Here is a 25,022-nt window from a genome sequence, read left to right as displayed (position 1 = left end):
ATCAAGCGGGGTGCCACATCCGAAGATGAGAGGCGCGATGCAATTACTTAATTGCGAATCATTATTATTTAAACACGTATTGACCTATTCGTCAATACTTTCGCGATGCCACGAGGGGAATACGTCAACAGTCTTGAGCAGCAAAGCGAAGAGCACGCTTGACTTTTCAGGCAAACGCCCCACGTCAATAATGCCAGCGATAAAAAACGCCTCGGCGACGAGCGTTAGCACAGAGAGATAGAAGTAATCCGCAATAGGCAGCGGAGCGTACGCCACGTTAATCATGTAGCAGACAATCCCGACGAAGGCGAACGTAGCCATAGTGTATTGCGCTCGCCTGCTTAGTCGCCTCATGATGGCATTCACCCTTTCAGTAAGCGCGTCCCAGTCAGGCTCACTCGCGTCCGGCTCAGGCTGCGATGACTGCCCGGTTTGAAGAGGTGCGCTTTCCGATGAAGCCATGGCCGCATTGAGAAACTTCCTCTGCGCGTGCTGGCGAATGATCAGGCGCGCGAGCTCTTGGAAGCCATCTTCCTCAAAGCGGCAGTGATGGCTACGGCTAATCGCGAAGCTCACCTCATCGCCCGTCTTTGGCAAGGTGTCAGCCCAGCGGCGGCGAGCCTCCAGATTCTTCCGAGGCTCGACATCATCCCCGATGACAAGAGCGTTACGAATTGCCCGAGTCATGTTGGTATCGCGGAAACCCAGAACGAGCGCCGTCAAGCGCTTGTAGCCCTCCGCTGGCTGCCCCTCCGCGTCGAGCTGCTGGAGCAAGCGGACATGTTCCTCCTTGCCTAGCTTCCCGATCGTCAGGCCAACACCCTTACGCAACTTCACGAAGCTGGCGATCAACGTTGCCTCGATGTTCACCCTCGAAAGCCTCCCGCCCAAACCATCCCAGATGCGCAGTATCCCACCTCGTCCATGTGTCACAGACATGTCTGAAGGCCCTGGGACATCGGTGGCATGTACTCCCAGGCCCTCACCGGCCGACGGTTAGTTCGCAGGGTCATCCCCGATCCGCACGACCACAAGAAGGACGGCACCCATGGGTAGCGAACTGATGCTTGGCGGCTTCGGAGAACCCGACGAACGGCGCGGCCTGGCGGCCCGTCCGTCTCGCGGGCAACGCGCCGCGCAGCGGCGGACGGGCGTGGAACTCGTCCGCCTCCAGGGCGCGGGGCAGCTCGAAGAGGTCAAGTTCCTGCTGCGCAAGCGCATGACCGAAGACGGGATGCACGACGTTGCCGACGTCATCGAGTTGGGCGAGCGGTTGGTTGCCCAGAATCCGGCCGCTGCTGCCCTGCTCGGTGACATCGTCCGGGAGTTTGCCTACACCACGGCCCGTGACATCCGGGACTTCGGCCGGATGCGGGGCATGTAGGTGTCCGACGTGTTGCTCGGCGCGCTGGCAGGCGTTGCCCTCGTCTTTCTTCCTTGGTGCGTGGCGCGCGTCATCGAAGCGTTCAACGCGTACCGCGACGCCAAGAAGAACCGGCCGCTGACTGCGTTGGAGCAGTACGCCGTAATGCGTCGCCGCAAGCAAGACACCATGCGCCAACTCCGGGCAGTCGCCCACGAATCCCAAGAAAGGAGGTAATCAAGATGAGCAGTGCCGCTCAGGCCGCGCTCGGCTTCGTGTATCTCGTCATCTTCGCGGCGGTGCCGATCCTCTTGTACGTCTGGTTCAACCGGCGCTTCGGCCCTGGCATCCGCCAGCGTCGGCGTGACCGCCAGATCGAGACGCACATGCGCCTCGCCTACCGCGACGCCGAAGTAATCGACCGCATTACGCGGCGCATCGAGGACGAACGGCGTTTCTGATCCTCATCGACCGGCCCCCTTCCGTACGTCGTCCTCCGGGGAAGACAGCCGAGACCTTCTCTCGGCCATGGCCACCCCGGCTGGACGGCTCCATGCGGCAGGGGGCCGCGTCGTAGATCCGCTCCATCAAGCATCCGCCGGCCACGACTCGTAGGTCGGCGACACCATCCCGAGAGGTTGCCCCGTGGCGAAGGCCCGGAATTTGTTGCTGCTCCTGCTGCTGGCCGCACTGACGATTCGCGTGCTGTGGCTGGCCGTTGAGCCGATCCTTCCTTATCTCGTCAGCGGCCTGGCGGTGCTGCTCGTACTGGGATTTATCTACCACCGCATGACGAGGTGGTGACCGTGAACGCCCGCACCTACCGCCTGAACTTCCCGTCGGACCTCGCCGCCGACCAAGTGGCAACGTGGCTGCACGCTGTAAGCGGCACGCTCACCACCGGCCCGCGGCGGCTCTTGGATGTCTCGTCCATGGTGTTCGAGGTCGAGGCCGGAGAACTCGGCATCCAGTACCGTCTGGTCGTCCCGGATGAAACGGCCGACTTCCTGACGGGCCAGCTGCGCGCCTTGATCCCCGGATCTACAGCCACGCCGGCGGGCGCGGATGACCGCGCGCACCAATGGACGGCCGCGGTCGAGCTGGGACAGACGAACCCACGGCGGAGCCTCGGCACCGTGAACCCCGAGGCCACCAGCGCAAGCCTGCTCGCTGGAATGCAGGGCCTCGGCCGGGGTGAAGCGCTGCTTCTTCAATGGGTCGTGTCACCGGCACTGCGGCAGCGTCCACCCAAGGCGGCGGGCGAGTTGGTCTTGCCTGGTTCCCGCTTCGCTCCGAAGCCCGACCGGGACCGGATCACCGACGTGCGGGCGAAGCTCAGCGAGCCCAACTTTCTCGCCGTGCTTCGCGTGGCCGTGAAGGCTGCGACCAGGCAGCACGGCGAACACCTCCTTGCCCGTGTTCGTGCCAGCCTCCGCGCGGTCGGGAGCGCCGACAACCGACTCAAGCAGCGGCTTGTGACCAGTGGTCGCGTCATTTCACGGGTGCAGTCCCGAGCCGTACCGACGCTGTTTCCAATGCAACTGGCCGGCTCCGAGTTGGTCGGCCTGATCTGCTGGCCGATCGGGCAACCGCATGTTGCCGGGCTTCCTCGTTCCCGTACGCGGCAGTTGGCCGCGACGGGGGCGATTCCTCGTACCGGCCGAGTTATCGCGCGGAGCAACTTCCCGGGGAATGAACGACTGCTCGCCCTTGGGGTGGTCGAGTCGGCTCAGCATTTGCAGGTCGTTGGACCCACGGGAAGCGGTAAGACTGCCCTCCTGGCAAATATGATTAAACAGGATATGGACGCCGGACGGGGCGTGATCTTGATCGAGAGCAAGGGCGACCTGTTTAACGCCGTTCTCGAACGTGTGCCCGAGCATCGGATTTCGGATGTCGCCCTGATCGACGTCAGCGACACCGCCCATCCGGTCGGTTGGAACCTGATGGCCGGGTCGCCCTACGTGGTGGCCGCCGACATCCAGCGCCTTTTCGATCATTTGTACCCACAGGACTCTCGGGGCGTACGAGTTCGACAGGGGTTCTATCACCTGATCCTCACGGCCATGTTGAGCACCGGCGGGGCGGCTCCCATGACGTTCGCGGATATTGGCGCGCTTGCCGTGCCGAGGCCGGATCAGGAAGATTTCGCCGCCCGTTTGATCCGTGGCGTTTCACACGTCGAGGAGCTGGCCTCGTGGTGGCAGGGATTCAGCGACGCTCGCACGAGGGCAACGCACTTCCAGCCGATCCTAGATCGAATTTGGCAGTTGAATAATCGGCCGAGCATCCGGAACATCATCGGGCAGAGCCGCAGCACGGTGAACCTGGGCGAGATCATCCGGGGCAATAAAATCTTGCTCGTTAACTTGGGGCGCTCAACCGAGGGGCGAGACACAGCCGGATTGCTCGGCTCGCTGCTCCTGAATGCGGTGTGGAGTGCCGTGCAGGCCGGGGCGGCTAATCCGGCCCGACCAACCATGCTCGTGCTGGACGAGTATCAGGATTTCGCCGGATTGCCGATTTCTGCCGTCGACTGGTTCGCCCAGGCTCGTAGCTTCGGATTGGCTGTGACGGTGGCACATCAGTTCTTGGGACAGCTCCCCCGAGAACTTCAGGAAGCGACACAAAATAACGCCAGATCGACCGTCGTGTTCCAAACGTCCGCAAACGAATCCAGAGACTTCGCCCGACAGTTTGGCCGCAGCGTTAGTGATGAGGACTTTTCGAACCTGGCAAGGTTCGAGGTTCTGATGCGGATTGCCACTGCGGACGGAGTCAGTTCGCCGGTAACGGGTGTCACGCTACCGCCCGTTGATCCGACCGGTTCCACTGCCGAAGTACGGCGACATTCCCGAGCGACTTACGGGCGGCCCGTCGCAGAGGTGGAAGCGGCGATTAAGCATCGCCGCGGAGCGCAGCCGGCCCCGGGGCCTTCTACGAGACGACCCCGGTTCGGTGGACCGGGGAACGGGAGCTGAACCATGGGGCGAGGAGCAAGCGAAGCACTAAGCCGCGATCTGCAAGAACTCCACGACAATGCGTGCTACGTCGAGGCATATGCCGGTTTCCTTCAAAAAGAGCTGCGTGATCTCGTAGCGGCATCTGCTCGGACTCGGTCGTTGCTTGATGGGAACGAAGGCGGCGACGATTCGTTCGGGGACTACGCCCGCGAAGTCATGGCGATGAAATACGAGATCGGGCGGTTGGTTGAGCGAGTCCTTCTCATGCGGATGGACTGCGAAAGGATGTAAATCCTCACGACGTAGGCGAACCCCGTAGGCCAGGGGTGGGCGAACCGTAGGTGTACCCCCACCCCTGTAGCGGCAGTGACCAGCCAGAATGCCGCCGTCATGACGTGACTACCCCAGGAATGGAACCTGTGGAACTACTTGGGCGCGACTACGAGGTAATTCGGTTGGTGGACACGTTCACGCAGCTTGCCTCGACCCATATTTCGGAACTTCTTTTTGTCGACCGCTCACACTCGGTGCCGGACAAGGTTCTTGGACGGCTGACACGAAACGGCTACCTTTCCCGGGTTGGCCGCAGAACCAGCGGGATCAAAGGCGGCGCGGGGGCGTTCGTATTCCAGCTCGGCCGGTATGGCCGCGCCCTCCTGGACGTCGAAGGCCGCCAGTCGCCCACGGTGAATAACCACGCCTTGATGGTCGCTGACACCTACCTTGAACTACGGCGAGCGGAAAGGATCGGGGTTCTGGTTCTCAAGGATTACGCGGTGGAACTTTCCGTTCCTCCGGCAGTGCGGGCGGATCTGTCAGTGTCGGTGGACTTTCCGCAGCAGTCACGCGAAAGCCGGTACTTTCTGGAAATCGACCTGGGGACGGAACGACCGGCGCGGATCACGGAAAAGCTCGCGGCATATTGGCGGGCAGTCGAGACGAGCGCCGAGGACTGGTTTCCTTACGTGGTGTTCGTGGTGCGGCAGCAGGCGCGTAAGAGCGAGATTGAGCGGACTATCCGCAGGCTTCCCGAGGAGCGTCAGGAGATGGTGCGGGTGTACGTGACGGGCGAGCTTATCCCCCAGCTTTTGAACCTGTGAAAGCGTTGTGTTTAGTACGGCGCTAACAGGGGTGAAAAGCATTGAATAACAGGGGTGGATTCGTTATAATAAAGACATAAAGTAAGAGCCCTGATTGCGACAGGACTCCTACAGTTTCGACTAATCAAAGTAGCCGAAACTGCTGTTATTTATAACACCTCCTGTCGCATCCGGCAAGGAGGTTATTTTTTACCCGATACCAGAAACGACGCAACAAACCTAGAATCAAGCAAACGTAAATAGCGCCGGAAGCCTGACCGCTTCTAGGGTCGGTTTTCTGTGGCGCAGGATAACTAAGGAATGAGGATTCAGAACATAGCGAACAAGATTGAGGCTTTGGGCGGCAAGTGTCAGATAGGTACGTCCCCACGCGAAGATAACCGCCACGTCGTGCGACTGCTCGGCAAACTTGGCCGGTATGACATCGAGGCCGTAGATTACAATTCACCGTCACCGACGGCCGCTGACGCCGATGTGTCGGTCATCCTGTACCGACGTGACGACGAAGAGATTGATAACTCGTGGCTGTTTCATCGCACGATCGGGTCGCTTGAACAGCTCGTGCCAAAGCACGCGAAGGGGGTGATGTGAAACTCCTGACCAAAGAGCTGAAACGGAAGCTGCCAGGCTTCACCGTAGAGAGGGCCGAACCGGTAGCCGTCGTTAAATTCATTGCGCCGTGGAGCAACTGGACATGGTATGCCGCCGAGTACGACCCCGTTACCCGTACGTTCTGGGGATTGGTGGACGGCAACTTTATAGAGTACGGCTGCTTCGGCCTGGACGAGTTGGAGCAGGTACGCGGGCCGTATGGGCTGCGGATCGAGCGAGACAAGTTCTTCAAGCCAACGCCGCTCAAGGAGTTGGAGTGACAGCCCGCTACAAGGTCCTGGGCAACCACATCGTTGACACCTGGGGTGGTGGGGTCATCGTGGCCGAGCTGGACGACCGGCGGACGGTGAAGGCCGCCCGGCCACGACGACGCCAGAGTAAGCAGGTACGCATCCGGGTGATGCAGGACTTCACCATCGCGGCCGGACTCGTCCTTGGTGCGATGCTGTCCTACGTCGTCATGCCGTGACCCTGGACACCGACACACTTACGCCCGCGCTGCTGTATCGCGGGCGTTCGGGTTGGTGGCGGGCATCAAGGGGTTGCGGCCAGCGTGCAGCTGGTCGAGGCGACCTAACGTCCCGCAGGTGCAACGGCCTTGAAGACCTCCACGCTTACCGTCCTGTCCCCGTAGTTGGCGACGTGCAGAACCAACTCGTACTTGTCGTACTTCTCGCTGAGGCGAGTTAGCCGCGCGACAACCGCGTCGGGGTTGTCGTCCGGGGTGGCCTTGAGCGAGAAGCCTGATGGCGGATCGTCTGCCGTGAAGTCGCCAAGAGACATGCGTTCTAGCCCCCTTGACTTTATCTCGAACTCATCAATATAGCGGCATTCTTTCGGGGCGTCTGAGAGTAGGTATCGGGATGCGTCAGTTTCTCTTCGGCCTACGAGCATTGGTTTTATTTGTACCATCTTCCAACTTTCTTTGACGTTAAGGGTGGAATGTTTCAAAGAGGCCGTAATTGCTGTATATTATGTGTAGGTAACGGCGCTTAGCTTGAATACTCCACTTTATCTGTTTGAAGGCGTATAATCGCCCTATGGGTATTGGGATCAATACCCTCCTGTCTGTGGGTTAGCAAAAGCGCTATGCTACTTAAAACTTTACATGTTTGGCATGTAAAGTTCAATAGAAAATGTCACGCCGAGAACAATTTAATACCTATGCACTATTTCAAACATACCGAAGTCACCGAAAGGTACCGTGTTTCGCTTAAGACCGTTCACAACTGGATTGAATCGGCCAAGGCTGGCAAGAATGGCTTGAAGCTCAACGTTAGCAGCAAGCATTCACACATTCTCGATACGCCAGAGAACGCCGTAATCCTTGATCGGCTCGTCGCAAAGGCGCGGCGTTATCAGTCTGACCAAATCAGTGTCATCCGGCCGACTTCCGAGTTCTACGACATCTATAGCAGCGAACAAGTGCTCGACATCATCACGAACCTAAAGGTGCATGGCGAAATCCCTCGGCAGTACAACTATCTGCAAGATGGGGCGACGAACTGGGATAACTGGTTGAAGCGTCTAGCCAAAGAGGAGTCCTCGAACATCCTGAAAGGGACTGTCGAGCTGATCCAGAAGAACATGGAGACGCTTGACTGGTTGCTCGAAGGGAACAAGCGGGTCAATATCATCGACCTTGGCGCGGGTAATGCCTTCCCGGTTAAAGACCTGCTCGGCCACTTGGTCGAGCGGAAGCTTCTCCATCGCTACATTGCCGTTGACATCAGCCCGTCCATGTTGACCCTTGCTGAACGGAACATCAAAGAGTGGTACGGCGACGCCGTGAGCTTCGAGGGATATGTCCGAGACATCAGCTACGAGCGATTCAATGATCTGATCGTTGACGAGATGGAGACAGAGGAGACCATCAACCTCGTCTTGTTGCTCGGTGGCACTACTCATAACTTCCACTCTTTCGAGGAAGCCCTTACGCCCATACGTGCGAGCATGGGGCAAAATGATCTGCTCATGTATTCAGTCAAACCGGACACGGAGGCGGCACGCAAGTATTTCGATTTTGGCGCTACTCCGGAAGCTGGCGAACTCTCAGACAGCCACAAGTACATTCTTGAACTGTTGAATATTGACGATTCGCTGTACGACGTAGAGGCGGGCTTCGATCCGGCAGCGAAGATGCGCTATATACGCGTACGTCTTACGGACGCCGTTGAGATCGAGTTTGACGTCAGAGGAGTGAAGCGCAGCGTCACCCTAAAGAAGGGCGACACCATCATGCTTCTCCGCGTTTGGCACAAGACCGTGCTCGAAATCCATGGGACATTCGAGAGGGCAGGTTTTTCTATGTTGCAGTCGATCCACACGAGGGATCGCCAGTGCTTCCTATCTATATCGGGCGTAGGGGATCGTGTCGACGCCGACCGCGTCTAACCGCCCGGCACCTTCCGCCGCTTCTGGCACGCTTGAACGCCCCGCGCCTCGCATCGGCCGCGGGGCGCTTTGGTTGGCGGGATCAGGAGCTGGTGCCGGCATGGGGTTGGGTAGGGCGATTCTACGACGAGGCCGCAGCGGCCGATGACAGGCCGGACTCATGCGTGACTCGGGTGCATGGCAGGTTGACCGGTTCAAGGACGCTCGGCCGGCGCGCGGCTGGTCGCCTCGAATTACGCTGCAAGATCCGCCTCGTGGCCCTCAGTGTCATTGACGGCTGCGTTGACGGCTACAACCCCGACTAACCAACGTCGTCGGCGGTCTTGCAAGACCACGTTTACCTCTGTCACACGGTCGGCTACTCCTGAACGGATGGAGCTTCGGAACCAGGTGTCGCAAGTTCGAATCTTGCCGGGTGTACCAGAGATGATTGATGTTAGCTCGTCGACGAAAAGCGACACTTGACGGCTAAGTTGACGGCTACCGTAACCGTCAGCCCCTTCCATGAACCACCCAGGCTGAAAGGTCTGGGTGGTTTTTTGTACGGGCGTACTAAGTGCGGCCTCTACGCGACTAAGCGCCTCGCGACGTCCATCCATGCTGTCGTGCTGGTAAATCTGTTGCGTTATGGCAATGTCGGAGTGACCAAGAATCAGTTGGGCATCTCGTGCGGGTACGCCGAGGTCTTTAAGGAGTGTCGCGGTTGTGTGTCGCACCTGATGAACTGTGATGCGTCGTATCCCGTGCTTCTCACAGATGTTCTGGAATGAACGCACGAAGTTGCGCGGTTCAATGGCGGTGCCGTTCTTAGTGGTGAAGACGAGATTACCGGTGAACGTGCGTCCTTCGAGGAGGCTGCGAACCAGCCCAAGCATCGGGAGGTCACGCCGTCCTGCTCTTGTCTTGACCGGCCCTATTCGCAAAGCACCGGCTATACGGCCGACCTGTTGCCGTACTCGTATGACTGAGTTCTCAAAGTCAATGTCCTCTGGACGGAGACCGAGCACTTCGCCTCGGCGCAGTCCGTAGAACAGGAGAAGTACGAACATCGGATAGAGCGGGTCTGTTTGGGCGGCCTCAAGGAAACGTTTTGCTTCTTCTACGGTCCACGGTTGAATGTCGTCGCGTTCCCACTTCTTGAGCTTGACGAGCTTAGCAACGTTGCGACTGACCAGTTCTTCTTCCTGCGCTCTGGTGAGTGCCGAACGTAAAATCTCCCGCAGGATTTGAACGCTTCGGACCGACATGCCCTCCGCAAGCCGTTCGTTGAAAAACGTCTGGAGGGTGGGCACGGTCAACTGCGCAAGCCTGTTCGCTCCAAGACCAGGCTTCAAGTAGAGGCGTATGCCGCTCTCGTAGCGCTCGTATGTCGAAAGTCTTAGGTTCGGCTTCACAACCTCTCTAAGCCAGTAATCTAGGTATTCACTGAGTTTCCAGTTTATGTCTGCTAAGGGGATGCCCCGGGAACTTTGGGCTATGAGCGCTTGCAGCTTGTCGAGGGCTTCTTTGCGCGTCTTTCCGTAGCGGCTAATCGGTTTTCTTTGCCCGCTCGTCATCATTACGAGGACGGACGCCTCCCAACGCCCGTCCTTGCGTTGGTAGACAGTGCCCTCGCCGCTTGCTCTACGGCGAGCCATCAGGCGAACTCCTGCCGCCAAAGCTGCTGCACGTACTGCCGGAGGGCATCTATAGGTATGAACCTACGCCTTCCAATGTGGACGTAACTGAGCAGACGCCTGTTCATCAGGTCGTACAGCTTCCACTTGCTAATACGCAGGCGCGTGCGAGCTTCAGTCACTGTCAGAAGTTGGGTGCCGTCCTCGGCTCCATGGGTTGCGTTTAAAATCACCTCATTCATAAATGTGTGTCTCCTTCTCGATTAGTTATACGCTTCTGGTTCCGTTTGTGAACCTCCCGGCGGACTTCTGCACTGTGGTTTTGACATCATGCGGCGACTCCCGTCTGTTCTGTCTGTCCGCCGCCGAGAAGGCGCGGACCATCTCCAAGCAGCCCGACCCTAAAGAGCATCTGCGCTTCCACGGCGAGCTTTCCGAGCACGGAAGAGATGCGCTCCGCGCGGTGCTCGTCCTTCACTAACCACACAACCCTCGGGAAGACCCCGCGCCGTTGTTGCTCCATACCAGAGCGCCAGTAGTCGACGTACCGCTGTGACTTCTTCAAGATGGTCGGCAGCGTCTCGGTAGAGAGGTCGACTTCTACGAAGCTGCTGTACTCAAGAGCCGCAGTGCCAAGCCGGACGTACGCATCCGGCTTGACCTGTACCAGCTCGCCGCCAGACCCCGTGAAGTGGCGCCAGTTCGCTGGTTCAGCGTCGTAGGCCAGTAACTCGCCACGGCCAAGCCGGTGCCCTTCGACCAGTTGGACGTACAGTTCAGCGACGGCGAGCATGTGGTCTTGGAAATATGGTTTCGACTCCCACACTTGGCGACGTTTGGCGTCAGCTTCAGGGTTGCCCGCAGCAAGAACGGCATAGCCAAGTTCGCTCAGTCCATAGATATAGCCAGAAGAACCAGCGCGTACGCCGCCAATCCTCCGAGAGAACCGCGTTACTACCCCAAGTGTCGTCAGCTTGGTCATGAGGCGCTGTGCCTTGCGGGCGCGGGCGAGAGGAGATCCCTCCACGGCAACGAGTCGTTGGAGCTGGCGCAGGCTGGCCAAGCGGACGCGCTGGAGAACCGTCAGGATGCCGAGTTCGTGGCGAGTCAGTTCCTGGCGTACCCCCTCCGCCCGCGCGATTGGAATTAGGCGAGGTCTCACCATGAGGACACTCCATATGGAGAGATATTCGCTAGGCACTTTCGCCTTGTAACGGGGAGAAAGCGCCACCAACGACCAACACGACGCGTCAGCCGAAACGACGGTCGACACGACGCACGATGCGTCATACGACGCGTCATTCGCTTAGCTCCCGTGGCGTCTCTCCGACGGGTTCGGTCGGTTGGGTGTCGTTGCCGTTCCAGCGCTGGCGTAGTTCCTCATCGAGGGCCAAGCCGTCGACCCCGAACCGCGCCGCGCTTTGGCGTCGTAGGTCGAGCGGATCACTGAGGGCCCGTGCGTCCGGCTGACGCGTACGGATAAGAAACGGTTCGCTTGGCTGCCGATTGACCAGGACTTCGGCGTACGCCTCGTGAGCCCCGAGGAGTGACACATCATTCGCCACCAGGCCGCCGCCGAGAACGCTGGCGAGCGTGGATGCGTCCTCGCTGCTGGGACGGAACACCACACGGTTACGCGCGTTGGCGATGATCCCGGCCCGCATCTTCGGCGGGAGCTGGCCCATGTGCTGATGCGCCACCGTCAGGCCGACACCAAGGCCGCGCGCCTGGGCGAACATGTCGCCGAGATCAACCGGCAGCCGGAGGTACTGCTGTACCTCGTCGATCACGACCATGACAGGGTGTCGCTGGTTCGACGGAACCACCGCTCGTCGCTGCATCGCTTGCCAGAGCTGCGTCACCAGCAGCGCCCCGATCATCTGGGACGTCTCGCTTCCGATGACGCCAGCGTTCAGGTTCACCAGCACGATGCGCGGACGTTGAAACAGCTCGTCCAACCCGAACCGCGGGGACGCTTGACCCAGCAACCTACGGATGGCTGTGCGGCTTAAAAAAGCCCGGGTCTTGTTGAGAACCGGGCTGATCACTTGTTGGCGTTCGGCCTCTGACAGGCCGTCGTACCAGGAGAAGAAGGGAGCAAGGACAAGAGCGTCGTTGACCTCGGCGAGCACGCGGCGGCGGAAGGTCGCGTTGGTCAGCAGGACAGGAAGGTCGGCGAGCGTGCTTTGGTTGCTTCGACTCAGCGCGACGAGCGTGTGCATGAGGACGTCGGCACTTCGAGGCCCCAGGCTCGATCCGTACAGCTCACGGAACAGGTGCAACAGATGGTCGGCACGCTGCTCCGCGTCCTCGGGACGACCGGCCAGCGGGTTGAAACCGACGACCATCCCGGCCTGTCCCGGCTCGATGACCACCACGTCCTTACGACGCTCCGCGGGGACGCCGGCCAGGATCGCTTCTACCAGGTCGCCCCGGGGTTCAAGGACGAAGACACTTCGCCCGGCCGCCACGTCGGCGTGAAGCAGCGCGGCCAGCAGCGTTGATTTCCCGCTTCCCGTCGGGCCGACGACGTGCACATGGTGAAGGGCACTTTCCGTCGGCAGCGTCACCAGTTGGTCCCGCTGACTTGGGTGTAGGCCGGCGCCGAGGATGCGTTCGCCCGGTTGATGGCGTACTTCTCCCGGCATGAGCAACGCGGAAGGTGCCGGGTACTGGCGGCCGTGCCTCGCGTGCCGTGATCCCGTCGCTTCTACCGGCCAGCCGACCACCGAGGCCAGTTCCGCCACGTTGAGGACGCCCGACCAACGGTTGCCGTCCGTCGCATGGTCGAGCTGGTCGACGCCGCGCGTCGTGGGTCGCAAAACGTGAAAGCTTCCGTGTGGCCCGCTGGCAAGCTGGATCGCTTCGCCAAGCGCGCCGACGAGAAGACGGGCCTGTTCCACGTTGCGGGCACGGGCACCGATTCGGCCCCGGATGAGTAGCAGCGGCTCGGCCGCCTTGGCCTTCCAGAGTTTCCGAGCGTCAGCCGTCTCGTGGACAACGGCGACCAGGCCGAGCGCACGGGCGATGCTGAACTGCTCCGCCCTCTGCTTCCGGTTCTGTGCTGGCCCGACGATCCACTGAAGGGCGACGGATTGCCCCCGTGCGAGGGCGTTCATAATTTCGAGGAGTCCAGCGGTGACGCTGGCCGTCATGTCGGTACGTACGGGGTCGGCGAGACTCGACAGCCTGACGTTCGCCGCGACCATGACGGGCGGGCGGTTCGGCTGATCCAGAGGAACCAGCACGAGCCCGGGGAGCTGTGCTTGCAACTGGCCGGGCAGCTCGGCGGCTATCTGTTGGTCGAGACCGACCAACCAGCGGACATCACCGCCGGATGAAGCACGTGTCTCAAGGACGGCGGCCGGCGTGCGCTTGAACCAGCCGACCAACGGCCGGTAGGCCAGGGGTTGCAGTGCTCTGACCACTTCGGGGGCGGTCAGATCATGGGGGAAATGAATCTCGAACCAGGCGAGGCCGGTGTGATCCGGTGCGCCTGTGCGGCTGGTGGGTTTCAGTGAATCTGTCTTGGCATTAGTCCTCCTGTCTCGTTCCTAATCTGAAGCGCACGAAGCAAGGCCAACGCTCGGGGAGTGCTGGGGTTATGTTGCTTCGGCTGGTCATGGAGCTTTGCGACCGTGTGCGGTCGGGGTTGCTCTTATCTATTACTATGCCCGGTGGTCATTCAGTTTGCCTGACGCGAGTTGAACGTGATGGTTTGGGGTTGGCTGTTTTCTTGATGAAGGCCAGTTACTATACTTATGCAAGTGACTGAGTCTTAGCTTGAAGTTGGTTGATGGCGAACAAAAATACCGCCGAGATGGCGGTATTCGAGACTTACCAGGAGAGGGTGGCAAGCTTCATCGCTTGCGGTTCCGCCTCCATAGATACCCATCTACCAGGTCGATCGCCAAGGCGACGGCTATGGCAATAGCGCCAAAGATTCCCAAGGGAAGGTCATCGTGGAGGAACGCGCGGATCTCAAAGACGACAAGAAACGTGTACTTGACGACGATGCCGACTCCTACCAGCGCCGCGCGCCACTTGCGCGCCCTCTCTTTTTTCGCCTGAAGGTCTGCGGGCTTTTTTGGCCGCTTGCGTCCATACCACCAGTTCACAGCCGAACTGGAGAGTGCCGCGATTGCGATCGAAAGAAATAGGAAAGCGACAAAGAGAACTTCACCTATGGGTTGCACCCAAGGGTCCATGCCTACTTCCGCTTGTCCTTCTCGGGTTTCTTTCTAGGATGCTTGCGGTAGTACCAGCCGATGACTGGGGCGAGGAAAACCGAGAGGAGCATTGCTGCAATGGCAGCGCAGAAGAAAATGATGTCGCTGACGCTAATATCGCCTAGCATGAACTATTTAGACCTGAACCATTCTTTAGGCTCTGGGAATAACTCACCCAGTTTCCACTTGGTTGCCGCGTAAGTCTCCGCAGAAAAGAACAAGCAAGCCAAGGTGATGACCACCGTGCCGAAAATATTCCCGCTAAGCGCATCAAGGATCGCAAGCCCTAGATATAGGATTGCGGATACGCCATAAATACCAGCAATCAAGTTGCGGACGTTCTCGCTTTTAAGTTTGTATCGAAGAGTGATGACCATCACGATAAGGTTGACGACTATGAGCGCGTCGAGAATGATTTCTTGAGACATTTTGTTCCTTTTAGTTATTGGTGTTGTGAGTGCGGGTGGTGGTACGCCGTGCGGCGCACCACCACCCTTTTCACCCTTTTACCTACGGAAGGCGGCCCCGCAGACATTGACGATCATCACGGCGTACCGTGTCGCCGTTGCGGGCGCAGCTCCCAGCCGCGCCATCGTGGCGACGAGCGGTCCTACAGCCGGTGCGACAGAAGCCAGACCGATTGCGAGTCCGATCGGGACTCCGGTGCCGAAAATGCAGCCGACGTACGCCCAGAAATTCGGGTCGGCCACGACCGGGTACGCGTAGTTCCCGGAAGCATGGTCGACCACCTGAGTGAGCGTGGCGCCGTCCGTCTCGAACCGAGTCGGAACAGCCTTACCGTTGGCGTCCTTGGCCCAAGGGGTCGGGACGACCAGCGCCGGAACGTTGTCGCTGCTGAGTACCGCAGCGCCACCGTCCTCGGTGATGACCACCTTGCCGCCGTCCGGCACGCTGACCTTGTAGTCGTAGCGCGTCGGGGCGTCGGCGTTGGCGATGGTTGTCAGCATCTGGATGCCGGTCGCGGTCGGGATGACCGCCTGGGCGGAGCCATCGGTACCGGGGTACACGACAGTGCCGTCAAGCAGCCGCTTGGCATTCCCAGCCTCGTCGGCCTTCGGAAGACCGATGTTGACCGAACCGAGCGACACGCCGTTTTCCGGGTCCTTGGGGACATCGGTGGTCGTGCCGTTCTCGGTGACGACAGCGGCCGAGTCGGTGTCCACGAGGGACTTGACCGGTTCGGCGACCAGGTCGCCGGTGGTGTTCAGTGCGGCGGCAACCTCCGACGTGGTGACAGTGTCACCGGTGTCGGCGGATGCCATGGTCGGTGCCGTCATGAGGGCGGCTGCGGTCATGACCGCAGAAGCCGTCGCCATGGCGACCTTGCGAGCGAAGCGCGTATTGCGCATCTGGTTCTCTCCCAGTAGTGCAGGGTGTAAATGTGCGAGATTCATATCAACAAGCCGCCCGACATCGGGCCGGACAGCGTGACATTACGGAATACAAATGGCTTTCGTATCCGCTCTCACCGCGCCGGATTATGAAGCATTGTTAATGTAATTACAAGCATTATCGGTTTGAAAAAGAAAGTCCCCCGCCCTGACATGGTTTTGCCAGGGGCGGGGGTTCCGCCATCAACCATCGGGGAGAGTCGACGGGAGGCGGAGCTTAGATGCGGCGCGGAGGCCGTCACTTGATCTATTAATGACACACTTCGGGTTCTTTGCAGAGGGCAGAATTTACAACGCGAGCGCATGAAGAAACCCCCTCTAGATAGAGGGGGTTTCCCACGGGCTACGGTGACTACTGCACGCAGATAACCCGCGCGTTCCTCACTGTCGCAAACGTCTCCTCATGGATGATCGCGTAGTTGTATGCGTCAAACCAGTTGTCGAACGGCATACCCTTTCGCGACCACGGGCCGTCAGGGTGGTGTAGGAACTCAACGGCGTAGCTCTTGGTTTCCAACAGCAGCTCTATCAGCTGCGAGGGAACCGACTTGGTGAACCCGCGCGTATCTGGCGCACCCGTGAGGATTGCATCCCCACTGATGTACGCCTGGCCGCGGAGCCCCTTGGCGTGCTGCCACAACAGGACGGTTGCGCGGTGGTTGAACGGCAACGACCAAAGCATCGCCTCGTCGTTCGCCAGGATCGAAGCCGGCGGTTCGTCGAGGTTGAACGCCTCGAACGTGCCGCCGACCATCTCCTGAATGAGCTTGTCGTTCTCCGCGTCGAACTCAACCCGCTGGATGGGCTGCTCTTCGGCGCAGGGAAGCAAGATGCCAGTTATCACGGAACCACTTCGCCTCTCGACCGTGGGACTCTGGTCCGGGGTGACGGTCGTTTCACCCCGGATTTGAACCTCACGTGGTCGAGTTGATAAGCCCCGCCCCGATGACCCATGCGGGCCACCAGGACGGGGGATTTCCGTACTACCGGGAGCGTTGGCAGATACGGAGACTGAGGGGGATTAACTCCCGTTGCCGTTACCGACCTTGGTTCCGGGAACGCGCCCACGGGTGCCGCGTGCGTCCTCCAGAATCTGGGCCATGTCGGTTGCGGCCTTGTTGAACTCCTCCAGAGGCACGTACGCGTCGCGCTTCTTGCCGTCGGGCGTCGAGATTTCGAGGATCACGAGGTCACCACTGATGTCCTTGAACGCGCCCAGTTCGGTGACGAGGACGTCCAATGCCTTCGGCTGGTCGATGTCCGGGTGCTGCCGGACGACGACACCGGCGAATTGCTTGTCGGTGCCCTGCTTGCCGCTGAGGTCACTGACCTTCTGGCTCACAATTGCCATTTCTGCTCCACTCGGTTGTTTCGGTTCTCGGTCGAGGCTTGTTCCTCGGCCGTACTTCTATTTAGCCAAAATGATCTGGTGGAGCACTTGGCGAGTTTGGTTGGTGGAGTTTGGGAGTGGTTGATATATAATTAAATGCAGATGAAAGAAGGTTTCGACTTAGCGGCGTACATGAAGAAGTCCACCAAGAAGAGTGGTGTTCCTCTACGCCTGAAGAACAAGAACGTCTTGCGCGAACTTGCACGGTTGCTCAAGTAGCAGACAGCAAAGAGCCTCCGCCCGAACGGGCGGAGGCTCTTTGCTAGGGGTGCTCCTACGCGGCTACACCTTCCATTGAATCTCGATCTGCTCGACGTCAAAGCGCCACTTCTTGTAACGAGGCTTCCCACCACCAGGGTGAACGATGATCTTGTCTACCAGCAGGCCGACGATCTTGCGACGCCAGCCGATGTCAGTGTTGCGCTCCCACGCTTCACGGATGGTCTGGCCGATCGGGATGCCGACCACGGCGCGCTTGGTGCTGTACTTCTCGACCTCGCGTTCTGCGTTCTTGAGCGTGGCCTCTCCGGATGCCTTGGCGCGCATGAACTGCTCACGACTCAAGTCGTCCGGGTTCTCGCCGTAGTAACTGTCGATCAGCTCGTCGAGCTTCTGCTTCTTGAGCTGCTGGACGTCGAGCGCAGCCTTCAACTTGACGGAGTCCTCGTCGCTCTCGGCGAAGATGGCGGCGAACTCGGGACTGTCCAACCGGAACAGGACAGCTTCACTGATGAAGTCCTCCATCGGCTCGGCCAGCCGTGACACCCCACTGCACCCCGTGCGCTTGCCGTACGCGTCGTAGGGCTTGCACTTGTACCGTGGCTTGTTTGGTTGGCTTGGTCGATCACGCTTCATCGAGCCGCCGAGCAGGGAACCGCAGGCTCCGCAGAACACGAACCCACGAAGAAGGTACTTACGCGGGTTGCCTCGCTGCTCGCGCAGTTGAGCGTCACCGTTCAGGGCTGCTTGCAGCTTCTCCCAGGTGACGGCATCAAAGACGGCGTTCCAGACGGCCTTGTAGTGAACGCCGTTGTGCTCGCGGATGCCCTTGCCTGACTCGTCGAACGGCGCATACCGCACGCGGCGCAGCATGTTGACCATGGTGGCTTTGGTCCACCGACCACCCTCGGCCGTCTTGATGCCTCGCGCGTCAAGGTCGGCCATGATGGACAGTTCCGACTCACCCTTGATGATGCGCTTGGCCATCTCGTGCATGACCTCAATCTCGGATGCACGGTGGTCGATGTGGTTCGGCTCGAACCCGTAGGGTCGGCGTCCACCGTTGGGCATCCCGCGACGAGCAAGCGCAGCCTTCTTCATGCGCACGCGGTCTGAGATGTTGTCGCTCTCGCCAGCAGCAGCGTTCACCGCGTCGCGGACGGCCTTACGTCCGGCGCTGGTGCGGAGGTCGTAGTAACCACCGCGCGTCGTGACGACCGTGTGGAAGGTGGTCTTCTTCGACCACACCAGGTCGATCAGGACCTCGGCCTCAAGCGGCTTACGGAAGAGGCGGGTTACCTCCACGCACAGGATGACGTCGACGCCGTTGGTACGGACGAGGTTCATCAGCCGCTCGAAGTCGTCACGGACTTCGTTGCCGTAGGCCGACGCTGAGATGTCGTTGTCTTTGAAGCTGCCGACGAACGTCCAGTCAGGTCGAGTCGTCCTAAAGACTGCGCACTCGTCCAGTTGGATGCCGACGTTTTCGCCCCTCAGATCGGGGTCTTTGGCGTCATCTTCAGAAAGCCGCGCGTAGTCGGCAACGCGCTGGAGTGCAATGTTGATTGAGACCGGTGGGGCTTGGGTGGTACTCATACGCCGAATGTTCCTTTATGTCCGTATTGTACCATTCGGCGGTACCTTTGGAAATACGGACGGCGTGGAGCAACTCACGCGCTATCTGGAGCTGTTGAACCGCGATCCCCACCTCGCCCCGGTCCGCGGCATCTTCGCCGCCCAGGAGATCAAGCCCCAGGCCCGCGTCCTCGCCACCGACCGCGGCATCGGCTGCACGGTCCTCGACTACAACGCCCTGCGCGGCATCGAGGACGACAAGCTGCGCCTGTTCTGACCGGACTTCGACAGACTTCGACAGACACTGGCTTCACCGCGACGAAAAGGGCCGGTTCCGATCATCGGAACCGGCCCTTTCATGCCCTACGGGACTGTCGTACGGGGGTCAGATCACGGCACCCGCACTACTCGACGTGTCCGCGCCGGCGCTCTCGGGCGCGGCCGAACTGGCCGTCTCGACGGGGGCACTTGAGGCTGCGCCGCTTGCCGAGGTCTGGGTAGTCGGGTTCGTGGTGCCGCCGGTGGGAGTGGCGGACGAGGACGACCCGCCGCTCGGGGTCGCGGACGAGGAGGAACCGCCGCTGGGTGTCCCGGACGACGAGGAGCCACCCGACGGAGTGGACGGTGAGGACGGCGGCTTGCTGGTCGGCGAAGTGGGCTTGGTCGGCGACGGGCTCGTGTGCCCGCCCCCCGAACTGCCCGTCCCGCTCGGCTTGTCCGAAGGCGTCCCGCCACCATCCGTCGGCGTCGGGTCGTCCGACGTCCCGTACGTCCCGTCCGGGCCCGGGTCGGTGGGCCGGCTGGTGGCCGTACCGGTGTCGTTCTTGTCGCCGTTCTTCGCCTTGTCGGCGCCGAGACTGTCGTCGTCGGTGCCCTGGCTGGCGGACGGGTTGACGCCGACCTTGTCGGACGGGTTGTCGGCGTTGTTGGACGTGGCGCCGAGGGTGACGACCGTGCCGAGGACGGCGGCGAGCAGGACGCCCGCGCCGGCCGCGACGAGGTTGCGCCGGGCGTAGCCGCGCAGGCCGCCCCGGGCCTGGTTGTGGGGCTTCGGGGGCGAGGACTGGTGCGCGACGAGGGTGTACGTGTCGCCGGGCGGCTGGAGCGGCGGGAAAGGCGCCGGTATGCCGCTGGGCGGTGACGCCGACTCCTCGTATCGCGCGTCCGGCACTTCCTCGCCGGCCGTGGCGCCGAGGCCGAGCGCGATGCCGGAGCGGTCGGCGACCAGGGCGAGGGCGCGGCGGCCCGCGACGGCGCCGCGCTTGTCGGCGGCCTCGCCGCGCAGGCCGATGGACGACTCCAGTTCGGCACGGGCCCGGTCGAGGTCGCCCTCGCAGAGCGCGAGGACGCCCAACTCGTGCTGGAAATAGGCCTGTTCACTCACATCGGCGGCGAGCTGCGCGGCCTCGAAGCCGGAGCGCAGCACCCGCTCCCAGGCGCTCCAGTGCAGTCCGGCGGCGAACGCGGGCGCTGCCGTGCGGGCGAGGTGGACAGTGCTGCTCTCCTCGCCGTCGCCGGGCGGTGTCGTCGCCGGTACCAGGGCGGCGAGCGCGGCGAGCAGGGCGTCCGCCTCGGCGCACACGCGCGCGGGCGTGACCGAGGGGTGCCCGGCCCACCAGGAGTAGTGCAGGGCGGCGATGAGGGCACCGGACGCGACGTCGTCGCCGTATCCGGCGGCCTCCAGCTGGGTCTGGACGCCGGTGGCGAGCCGGTAGCGGGAGCCGACCGGGGAGACCAGTCCGCAGCCCGCGAGTTCGCCGAGGGCGGCGTCCGCGTGGGTGTCGCCGACGAGTGCGGGCAGATGCGCCTGGTGCGGCACCTCGCCGCCGAGCGCGACGGCGAAGCGCAGGGTGGCCCGGGCCGAGGTGCTGAGCCGGGAGGCGAGCAGCGGCGCGGGCGCGGCGGCCTCGCCGAGGGACGGCAGGGGCGCGGCGTCGCCCTCGTCCAGGTCGAGGGGCGGGGCATCGAAGGGCGCGTCGACCGGGGGCGCGTCCTGGAAGACGCCGAACTCCTCGACGGCGCTGGTGCCGACGCGCAGTTGGTCGCGCTGGCGGAGCAGGGCGCCGGCCTGGACGAAGCGCAGGGGCAAACCCTCGGACTCGAAATAGAGGTCGCCCGCCCAGTTCGCCTCCTCCTCGGTGAGGACGCGGCCCACGGCATGTTCCAGGACCTCCACGGCGCCGGGCCGGCCGAGGCCGCCGAGGAAGACCTCCTCGATCGCGGAGTCCGCGGACGGCGCCGGGACCTCCGGGGTCGCGGCGATCAGGAAGGCGCACTCGGGCGTCGCGTCGAGGAGTTCGTCGAGGGCGGCGCCGCCGAACTCGATGTCGTCCAGGACGACGACCGCCCCGATCTCCCGCGTCAGCGCGAGGAGTTCCTCCCGGCCGGGCCGGTGCAGGGGTGCGTCGTAGACGGCGTAGAAGAGGTCGTGGAGAAGGTCGTCGGCGGTGCGATGGAAGCCGGTGAGGCGGATCACGCCGTCGGGGGCGAGGTCCAGGCAGTCCTCGGCGACCAGGTCGAGCAGGCTGGTGCGGCCCGAGCCCGAGGGGCCGGTGAGGCGTACGGAACGGCCGCGGGCGAGCAGCCGTACGAGACGCTCGCGCTCCTCCTGGCGCTCAAGGAGCGGCAGTTCGGGGCGGTTCAGGCCGGGCGGGACTGGTGGTCTGGCGGCGCGGGCCGCCTCGGCGCGCTCGGCGGCGCCGAACTTCGCGGGCCGGCCGGGCCGCTGTCCCGGCGGGCAGACCTCGATCTCGCTGCCGTCGACGGGGTTGACGGTGAGCAGGAAGTCACCGGTGACCAGCTGCACGGTACGGGCGAGTGCGGGTGTGTGCTGGCCGAAGTCGGGTGTGAGGGGTTCCCGCGGCGGGCGCTGACGCGACGACGTGTCGTCGTCATGGCCGTACTCCTCGGGTCCCCGGTCGATCGGGTCCATAGGTCCAAGCCCCCCAAAAGCGTCGTGTGCGGGTCGACAGGACCCAAGGCCCCTCCCGGCCTTGTGCACACCGCGCTGTCGCTTCTGGTCCGGGCCCGCTCGAAGGGTTGTAAGGCAGCGGGCGACCGAACCCTAAACCTTCGCACAGTATCTACGACAGCCCGGGGTACCGCGCCGTCCGAGACGTCACAGTCTCATGAGGATTGTGCGCGGTGTTTCGCGGGTGCCTGACCGGTGTCTTTCGCGAATGTGACACTTCATGGGGCATGTGTCACATTCGCGGAAGTGACTCCGCCCCGACACCGTCCTCGATGGCCAGGATGCGGTGCAGCCGGGTGGCCACGAGCAGGCGCTGCATCTGCGGCGGTACGCGGCGCAGCACCAGGCGGCGGCCGCAGCGGCCGGCCCGTCGGTGGGCTCCCATGATGACGCCGAGGCCGGTGGCGTCCCAGGAGTCGAGCTCGGACAGGTCCAGCACCAGATCGCCGACTCCGTCGTCGACGGCCGAGTGCAGGACCGTACGGGCGTCCGCCGCGCTGCGGACGTCGAGGCGGCCCCCGACGACCAGCTCGACGTGGTCGCCCCTGATGTACATATGCGCTCCCCGTGAGTGCGGTGGCGTTCTCGGTGGTATCGGCGAAGTCGGTGATGCAACCTCTGACTGCGTGAAGTGCCGGGAAGTTGCCGTCTGTGAGCGAACCGATACCGAATTCACCCCTGCGTGTGATGGGGCAGGGGCGTGTGCGGTTTCAGTGCTTGTAGAAGCCCTGCCCGCTCTTGCGTCCGATGTCACCGGCGTCCACCATTCGGCGCATCAGCTCCGGCGGGGCGAACTTCTCGTCCTGTGACTCGGTGTAGATGTTGCTCGTCGCGTGCAGCAGGATGTCGACGCCGGTGAGGTCCGCGGTGGCCAGCGGGCCCATCGCGTGACCGAAGCCCAGCTTGCAGGCGAGGTCGATGTCCTCGGCGGTGGCGACGCCCGACTCGTACAGCTTCGCCGCCTCGACCACGAGCGCCGAGATGAGACGGGTCGTCACGAACCCGGCCACGTCACGGTTGACGACGATGCAGGTCTTGCCGACGGATTCGGCGAACTCCCTTGCCGTGGCGAGGGTTTCGTCGCTCGTCTTGTATCCGCGCACCAGCTCGCACAGCCCCATCATCGGGACCGGTGAGAAGAAGTGCGTTCCTACGACGCGCTCCGGACGCTCCGTCACGGCCGCGATCTTCGTGATCGGGATGGCGGAGGTGTTGGAGGCGAGGACGGCGTCCTCGCGCACGATCTTGTCCAGCGCGCGGAAGATCTCGTGCTTGACTTCGAGCTTCTCGAAGACGGCTTCGACGACGATGTCCGCGTCGCCGACGGCGTCGAGATCGGTGGTCGCGGTGATGCGTCCGAGGGCCGCGTCGGCGTCGTGCGCCTCCAGCCTGCCCTTGCTCACGAACTTGTCGTACGAGGCCTTGATGCCGTCGGTGCCACGCTTCAGCGCTTCGTCGGTGACATCGCGCAGGACGACGTCCCAGCCCGCCTGCGCGGAGACCTGGGCGATACCGGAACCCATGAGTCCGGCGCCGATGACGGCAAGCTTCCGTGCCACTGTGCGACTCCCCTTTGAAACGCTTACAGCGTGTATCCGTATGCCTCTCGGCGGACACTAGCGAAGGTGCGGCGCTGTGTGACCGGTTAGTAACGCGCGTCACGTCTCATCTGACGGACATCACACCACCACGGGTCATTCGACCGCCCGTACGGCCTAGTTGACCCCGTTCGCCGGACCCCCGGACCCTAACTACGCTGGCCGCATGGTCAATCTGACGCGCATCTACACCAGGACCGGCGACCAGGGCACCACCGCCCTCGGCGACATGAGCCGGGTCGCCAAGACCGACGTCCGGATCTCGGCGTACGCCGACACCAACGAGGCGAACGCGGCGATCGGCACGGCCATCGCCCTCGGCGCCCTCTCCGAGGACATCGTCAAGGTCCTCACCCGCGTCCAGAACGACCTCTTCGACGTGGGCGCGGACCTGTGCACGCCGGTCGTGGAGACCCCGGAGTTCCCACCCCTCCGTGTCGAACAGTTCTACATCGACAAGCTGGAGTCGGACTGCGACCACTTCAACGAGCAGCTGGACAAGCTCCGCTCCTTCATCCTCCCGGGCGGCACCCCGGGCGCGGCGCTCCTCCACCAGGCGTGCACGGTCGTACGACGCGCTGAGCGCTCGACGTGGGCGGCGCTGGAGGTGCACGGCGAGGTGATGAACCCCTTGACGGCGACCTACCTCAACCGCTTGTCCGACCTGCTGTTCATCCTGGCGCGTACGGCCAACAAGGAGGTGGGGGACGTGTTGTGGGTGCCGGGCGGGGAGCGCTGACCGACAGTCAGAGGCGCCGGTAGATCTCCCGGCGATGCCCGGCCTCGACGACGAGGATGACGAGCTTGCCGTCGTCGATCGTGTAAGCGATCCGGTAGACACCGACGCGTAGTCGGTACAGGTCGTCGTGGCCCGACAGCTTCTTCACGTCCGCGTCCTCGCGGTACGGGTCGTCGCCGAGGCGGCTCAGCGCATGGAGGATGCGCAGAGCCGTCGTCTGGTGGTCGATGGCCTTGAGCTGGCGGCGAGCGGCGGCGGCGAACTCGAAGGCGTACTTCACGCCACGCCCGGGCCCGACGTGCCGAAGATGTCCGCGAGCACGTCCGCGAGGGTGGCGCGCGGTGCGTCACCCTCCTCGGCGAGAGTCTGCAGAGCCTTCCGCGCGAGCAGCTCGTCCGCCGCCTCCTCCAGCGCGTTGTACTCCTCTATGGGCACGATCGCCGCCACCGCGGCGCCACCGCGCGTGATGACGGTCGCCTCCCCCTCTGCCGCGTGGTCAAGGAGTCGCGCCAGGTTGGCCCGCGCTTCGCGGACGGATACGGATGCGGAATCGTCCATACGGCCAGTGTACTCGCCTGCGTGTACACAGAGGGCGTCAGCGACCCCGGCTGCACCTTTACGAGGGAAGCGACAACGAAGAGACGCACGTCAGCCGGTTGCCGACCAAGTCGGAGCCGCGCAGCCGGGTCCAAGCGGCCGTGTCGGCGCAGGAGTTGGGGGTTTAGCACACGAGCACGGAAGTGGTCCAGACCTATTGACCCGTGGTCCAGACCTTTCTATTCTCGCGGCACTGTGGGTGCGAAGGCTCAGTCGCGCCCCGACACCCCCGACACCCCGACAC

At 62.3% G+C, this 25,022-nt stretch carries 28 protein-coding genes and 2 pseudogenes; 13 read left to right on the top strand and 17 right to left on the bottom strand.

What is annotated here, in order from left to right; genetic code table 11:
- Window positions 1-84: 84 nt before the first annotated feature.
- A complete protein-coding gene (locus tag AC31A1_RS05510; RefSeq protein WP_489652115.1) occupies window positions 85-870 on the bottom strand; it encodes a hypothetical protein in 786 nt (261 codons plus the stop codon).
- A 178-nt stretch (window positions 871-1,048) separates the two neighbouring features.
- Here AC31A1_RS05510 and AC31A1_RS05505 point away from each other — a divergent pair, with 178 nt between their 5' ends.
- The 9 genes from AC31A1_RS05505 (at window position 1,049) to AC31A1_RS05465 (ending at window position 6,507) form a co-directional block, all read left to right on the top strand.
- The gene (locus AC31A1_RS05505; RefSeq protein ID WP_489652114.1) at window positions 1,049-1,384 is read left to right on the top strand and encodes a hypothetical protein; all 336 of its coding nucleotides are present in this window, start codon (window positions 1,049-1,051) and stop codon (window positions 1,382-1,384) included.
- Window positions 1,385-1,600, top strand: a complete 216-nt coding sequence (locus AC31A1_RS05500) for a hypothetical protein (RefSeq protein WP_489652113.1) — start codon at window positions 1,385-1,387, stop codon at window positions 1,598-1,600.
- Between the two features lie 5 nt (window positions 1,601-1,605).
- Window positions 1,606-1,824, top strand: coding sequence for a hypothetical protein (locus tag AC31A1_RS05495; protein ID WP_489652112.1), 219 nt, complete (start codon window positions 1,606-1,608; stop codon window positions 1,822-1,824).
- Window positions 1,825-2,008: 184 nt separating this feature from the next.
- Window positions 2,009-2,167, top strand: coding sequence for a hypothetical protein (locus AC31A1_RS05490; RefSeq protein WP_475943814.1), 159 nt, complete (start codon window positions 2,009-2,011; stop codon window positions 2,165-2,167).
- Window positions 2,168-2,169: 2 nt separating this feature from the next.
- Complete coding sequence (locus AC31A1_RS05485; RefSeq protein WP_489652111.1) at window positions 2,170-4,344, top strand: type IV secretory system conjugative DNA transfer family protein; 2,175 nt, start codon at window positions 2,170-2,172, stop codon at window positions 4,342-4,344.
- A gap of 440 nt (window positions 4,345-4,784) precedes the next feature.
- Window positions 4,785-5,426 (top strand): replication-relaxation family protein, encoded by a 642-nt coding sequence (locus tag AC31A1_RS05480; protein WP_489652110.1) that lies wholly within the window; start codon window positions 4,785-4,787, stop codon window positions 5,424-5,426.
- Between the two features lie 300 nt (window positions 5,427-5,726).
- Complete coding sequence (locus AC31A1_RS05475; protein ID WP_489652109.1) at window positions 5,727-6,017, top strand: hypothetical protein; 291 nt, start codon at window positions 5,727-5,729, stop codon at window positions 6,015-6,017.
- On the top strand, window positions 6,014-6,298 hold the full coding sequence (locus AC31A1_RS05470) for a DUF2958 domain-containing protein (RefSeq protein ID WP_489652108.1): 285 nt from the start codon (window positions 6,014-6,016) through the stop codon (window positions 6,296-6,298). The genes AC31A1_RS05475 and AC31A1_RS05470 overlap by 4 nt, the downstream gene beginning before the upstream one ends.
- Complete coding sequence (locus AC31A1_RS05465) at window positions 6,295-6,507, top strand: hypothetical protein (RefSeq protein WP_489652107.1); 213 nt, start codon at window positions 6,295-6,297, stop codon at window positions 6,505-6,507. The genes AC31A1_RS05470 and AC31A1_RS05465 overlap by 4 nt, the downstream gene beginning before the upstream one ends.
- 104 nt (window positions 6,508-6,611) lie before the next feature.
- On the opposite strand, the gene AC31A1_RS05460 is transcribed toward AC31A1_RS05465, so the two are convergent.
- The gene (locus AC31A1_RS05460) at window positions 6,612-6,821 is read right to left on the bottom strand and encodes a hypothetical protein (RefSeq protein ID WP_489652106.1); all 210 of its coding nucleotides are present in this window, start codon (window positions 6,819-6,821) and stop codon (window positions 6,612-6,614) included.
- Window positions 6,822-7,202: 381 nt separating this feature from the next.
- Between AC31A1_RS05460 and AC31A1_RS05455 the strand changes: the two genes are divergently transcribed.
- The gene (locus tag AC31A1_RS05455; protein WP_489652105.1) at window positions 7,203-8,432 is read left to right on the top strand and encodes an L-histidine N(alpha)-methyltransferase; all 1,230 of its coding nucleotides are present in this window, start codon (window positions 7,203-7,205) and stop codon (window positions 8,430-8,432) included.
- Between the two features lie 233 nt (window positions 8,433-8,665).
- Here the strand turns inward: AC31A1_RS05455 and AC31A1_RS05450 are convergent, their stop codons facing one another.
- From AC31A1_RS05450 to AC31A1_RS05405, 10 genes are all read right to left on the bottom strand, one after another.
- Window positions 8,666-10,069 carry a tyrosine-type recombinase/integrase gene (locus AC31A1_RS05450; RefSeq protein WP_489652104.1) on the bottom strand — a complete coding sequence of 468 codons (1,404 nt, stop codon included), beginning with the start codon at window positions 10,067-10,069 and terminating at the stop codon, window positions 8,666-8,668.
- A complete protein-coding gene (locus AC31A1_RS05445; protein WP_489652103.1) occupies window positions 10,069-10,290 on the bottom strand; it encodes a helix-turn-helix domain-containing protein in 222 nt (73 codons plus the stop codon). The genes AC31A1_RS05450 and AC31A1_RS05445 overlap by 1 nt, the downstream gene beginning before the upstream one ends.
- An 86-nt stretch (window positions 10,291-10,376) precedes the next feature.
- Window positions 10,377-11,213 (bottom strand): replication-relaxation family protein, encoded by an 837-nt coding sequence (locus tag AC31A1_RS05440; protein ID WP_489652138.1) that lies wholly within the window; start codon window positions 11,211-11,213, stop codon window positions 10,377-10,379.
- Window positions 11,214-11,346: 133 nt separating this feature from the next.
- Window positions 11,347-13,476, bottom strand: a complete 2,130-nt coding sequence (locus tag AC31A1_RS05435; protein WP_489652102.1) for a type IV secretory system conjugative DNA transfer family protein — start codon at window positions 13,474-13,476, stop codon at window positions 11,347-11,349.
- 432 nt (window positions 13,477-13,908) lie between these two features.
- Window positions 13,909-14,256, bottom strand: coding sequence for a hypothetical protein (locus tag AC31A1_RS05430; protein ID WP_489652101.1), 348 nt, complete (start codon window positions 14,254-14,256; stop codon window positions 13,909-13,911).
- Window positions 14,257-14,408: 152 nt separating this feature from the next.
- Window positions 14,409-14,705 (bottom strand): hypothetical protein, encoded by a 297-nt coding sequence (locus AC31A1_RS05425; protein WP_489652100.1) that lies wholly within the window; start codon window positions 14,703-14,705, stop codon window positions 14,409-14,411.
- 78 nt (window positions 14,706-14,783) lie between these two features.
- Window positions 14,784-15,647: a hypothetical protein gene (locus tag AC31A1_RS05420; RefSeq protein WP_489652099.1), complete on the bottom strand. Its 864-nt coding sequence runs from the start codon at window positions 15,645-15,647 to the stop codon at window positions 14,784-14,786.
- 394 nt (window positions 15,648-16,041) lie between these two features.
- Entirely contained in the window at window positions 16,042-16,533 is a 492-nt protein-coding gene (locus AC31A1_RS05415; protein ID WP_489652098.1) for a DUF3846 domain-containing protein, read from the bottom strand.
- Between the two features lie 177 nt (window positions 16,534-16,710).
- Complete coding sequence (locus AC31A1_RS05410) at window positions 16,711-17,040, bottom strand: hypothetical protein (RefSeq protein ID WP_489652097.1); 330 nt, start codon at window positions 17,038-17,040, stop codon at window positions 16,711-16,713.
- 321 nt (window positions 17,041-17,361) lie between these two features.
- Window positions 17,362-18,894 (bottom strand): recombinase family protein, encoded by a 1,533-nt coding sequence (locus tag AC31A1_RS05405; RefSeq protein ID WP_489652096.1) that lies wholly within the window; start codon window positions 18,892-18,894, stop codon window positions 17,362-17,364.
- A gap of 49 nt (window positions 18,895-18,943) precedes the next feature.
- Here AC31A1_RS05405 and AC31A1_RS05400 point away from each other — a divergent pair.
- Window positions 18,944-19,150, top strand: a pseudogene (locus AC31A1_RS05400) (endonuclease NucS domain-containing protein); the annotation flags it as partial.
- A 108-nt stretch (window positions 19,151-19,258) separates the two neighbouring features.
- Here AC31A1_RS05400 and AC31A1_RS05395 read toward each other — a convergent pair.
- The 3 genes from AC31A1_RS05395 to AC31A1_RS05385 all read right to left on the bottom strand — a co-directional run bounded on the left by AC31A1_RS05395 (window position 19,259) and on the right by AC31A1_RS05385 (window position 23,403).
- A complete protein-coding gene (locus tag AC31A1_RS05395; RefSeq protein WP_489652095.1) occupies window positions 19,259-21,805 on the bottom strand; it encodes an ATP-binding protein in 2,547 nt (848 codons plus the stop codon).
- A 271-nt stretch (window positions 21,806-22,076) separates the two neighbouring features.
- Window positions 22,077-22,400, bottom strand: coding sequence for an STAS domain-containing protein (locus tag AC31A1_RS05390; protein ID WP_328679008.1), 324 nt, complete (start codon window positions 22,398-22,400; stop codon window positions 22,077-22,079).
- Between the two features lie 154 nt (window positions 22,401-22,554).
- Window positions 22,555-23,403, bottom strand: a complete 849-nt coding sequence (locus tag AC31A1_RS05385; RefSeq protein ID WP_489652094.1) for a 3-hydroxyacyl-CoA dehydrogenase family protein — start codon at window positions 23,401-23,403, stop codon at window positions 22,555-22,557.
- A gap of 205 nt (window positions 23,404-23,608) precedes the next feature.
- Here AC31A1_RS05385 and AC31A1_RS05380 point away from each other — a divergent pair, with 205 nt between their 5' ends.
- The gene (locus AC31A1_RS05380; protein WP_489652093.1) at window positions 23,609-24,181 is read left to right on the top strand and encodes a cob(I)yrinic acid a,c-diamide adenosyltransferase; all 573 of its coding nucleotides are present in this window, start codon (window positions 23,609-23,611) and stop codon (window positions 24,179-24,181) included.
- A 7-nt stretch (window positions 24,182-24,188) separates the two neighbouring features.
- Here AC31A1_RS05380 and AC31A1_RS05375 read toward each other — a convergent pair whose 3' ends face one another.
- Both AC31A1_RS05375 and AC31A1_RS05370 read right to left on the bottom strand, forming a co-directional pair.
- The gene (locus AC31A1_RS05375; protein WP_489652092.1) at window positions 24,189-24,461 is read right to left on the bottom strand and encodes a type II toxin-antitoxin system RelE family toxin; all 273 of its coding nucleotides are present in this window, start codon (window positions 24,459-24,461) and stop codon (window positions 24,189-24,191) included.
- Window positions 24,458-24,739, bottom strand: coding sequence for a type II toxin-antitoxin system Phd/YefM family antitoxin (locus AC31A1_RS05370; protein ID WP_489652091.1), 282 nt, complete (start codon window positions 24,737-24,739; stop codon window positions 24,458-24,460). The genes AC31A1_RS05375 and AC31A1_RS05370 overlap by 4 nt, the downstream gene beginning before the upstream one ends.
- 80 nt (window positions 24,740-24,819) lie before the next feature.
- On the opposite strand from AC31A1_RS05370, the pseudogene AC31A1_RS05365 reads away from it, so the two are divergent.
- Window positions 24,820-24,906, top strand: a pseudogene (locus AC31A1_RS05365) (DNA-binding response regulator); the annotation flags it as partial.
- Between the last annotated feature and the right edge of the window lie 116 nt (window positions 24,907-25,022).

Source organism: Streptomyces sp. P5F9 (assembly GCF_057961495.1).
Note: the sequence above shows the minus strand (reverse complement) of the source record. Positions and strands in the feature narration are given on the sequence as shown.

What these genes read in the sequence shown, in the direction of transcription:
- AC31A1_RS05440 (WP_489652138.1), bottom strand. Translation starts at nt 11,213, where the DNA reads ATGGTGAGACCTCGCCTAATTCCAATCGCGCGGGCGGAGGGGGTACGC.
- AC31A1_RS05370 (WP_489652091.1), bottom strand. Translation starts at nt 24,739, where the DNA reads ATGGACGATTCCGCATCCGTATCCGTCCGCGAAGCGCGGGCCAACCTG.
- AC31A1_RS05410 (WP_489652097.1), bottom strand. Translation starts at nt 17,040, where the DNA reads ATGGCAATTGTGAGCCAGAAGGTCAGTGACCTCAGCGGCAAGCAGGGC.
- AC31A1_RS05420 (WP_489652099.1), bottom strand. Translation starts at nt 15,647, where the DNA reads ATGCGCAATACGCGCTTCGCTCGCAAGGTCGCCATGGCGACGGCTTCT.
- AC31A1_RS05425 (WP_489652100.1), bottom strand. Translation starts at nt 14,705, where the DNA reads ATGTCTCAAGAAATCATTCTCGACGCGCTCATAGTCGTCAACCTTATC.
- AC31A1_RS05390 (WP_328679008.1), bottom strand. Translation starts at nt 22,400, where the DNA reads ATGTACATCAGGGGCGACCACGTCGAGCTGGTCGTCGGGGGCCGCCTC.
- AC31A1_RS05460 (WP_489652106.1), bottom strand. Translation starts at nt 6,821, where the DNA reads ATGTCTCTTGGCGACTTCACGGCAGACGATCCGCCATCAGGCTTCTCG.
- AC31A1_RS05405 (WP_489652096.1), bottom strand. Translation starts at nt 18,894, where the DNA reads ATGAGTACCACCCAAGCCCCACCGGTCTCAATCAACATTGCACTCCAG.
- AC31A1_RS05445 (WP_489652103.1), bottom strand. Translation starts at nt 10,290, where the DNA reads ATGAATGAGGTGATTTTAAACGCAACCCATGGAGCCGAGGACGGCACC.
- AC31A1_RS05495 (WP_489652112.1), top strand. Translation starts at nt 1,606, where the DNA reads ATGAGCAGTGCCGCTCAGGCCGCGCTCGGCTTCGTGTATCTCGTCATC.
- AC31A1_RS05455 (WP_489652105.1), top strand. Translation starts at nt 7,203, where the DNA reads ATGCACTATTTCAAACATACCGAAGTCACCGAAAGGTACCGTGTTTCG.
- AC31A1_RS05450 (WP_489652104.1), bottom strand. Translation starts at nt 10,069, where the DNA reads ATGGCTCGCCGTAGAGCAAGCGGCGAGGGCACTGTCTACCAACGCAAG.
- AC31A1_RS05395 (WP_489652095.1), bottom strand. Translation starts at nt 21,805, where the DNA reads ATGGACCCGATCGACCGGGGACCCGAGGAGTACGGCCATGACGACGAC.
- AC31A1_RS05380 (WP_489652093.1), top strand. Translation starts at nt 23,609, where the DNA reads ATGGTCAATCTGACGCGCATCTACACCAGGACCGGCGACCAGGGCACC.
- AC31A1_RS05430 (WP_489652101.1), bottom strand. Translation starts at nt 14,256, where the DNA reads ATGGACCCTTGGGTGCAACCCATAGGTGAAGTTCTCTTTGTCGCTTTC.
- AC31A1_RS05505 (WP_489652114.1), top strand. Translation starts at nt 1,049, where the DNA reads ATGGGTAGCGAACTGATGCTTGGCGGCTTCGGAGAACCCGACGAACGG.
- AC31A1_RS05475 (WP_489652109.1), top strand. Translation starts at nt 5,727, where the DNA reads ATGAGGATTCAGAACATAGCGAACAAGATTGAGGCTTTGGGCGGCAAG.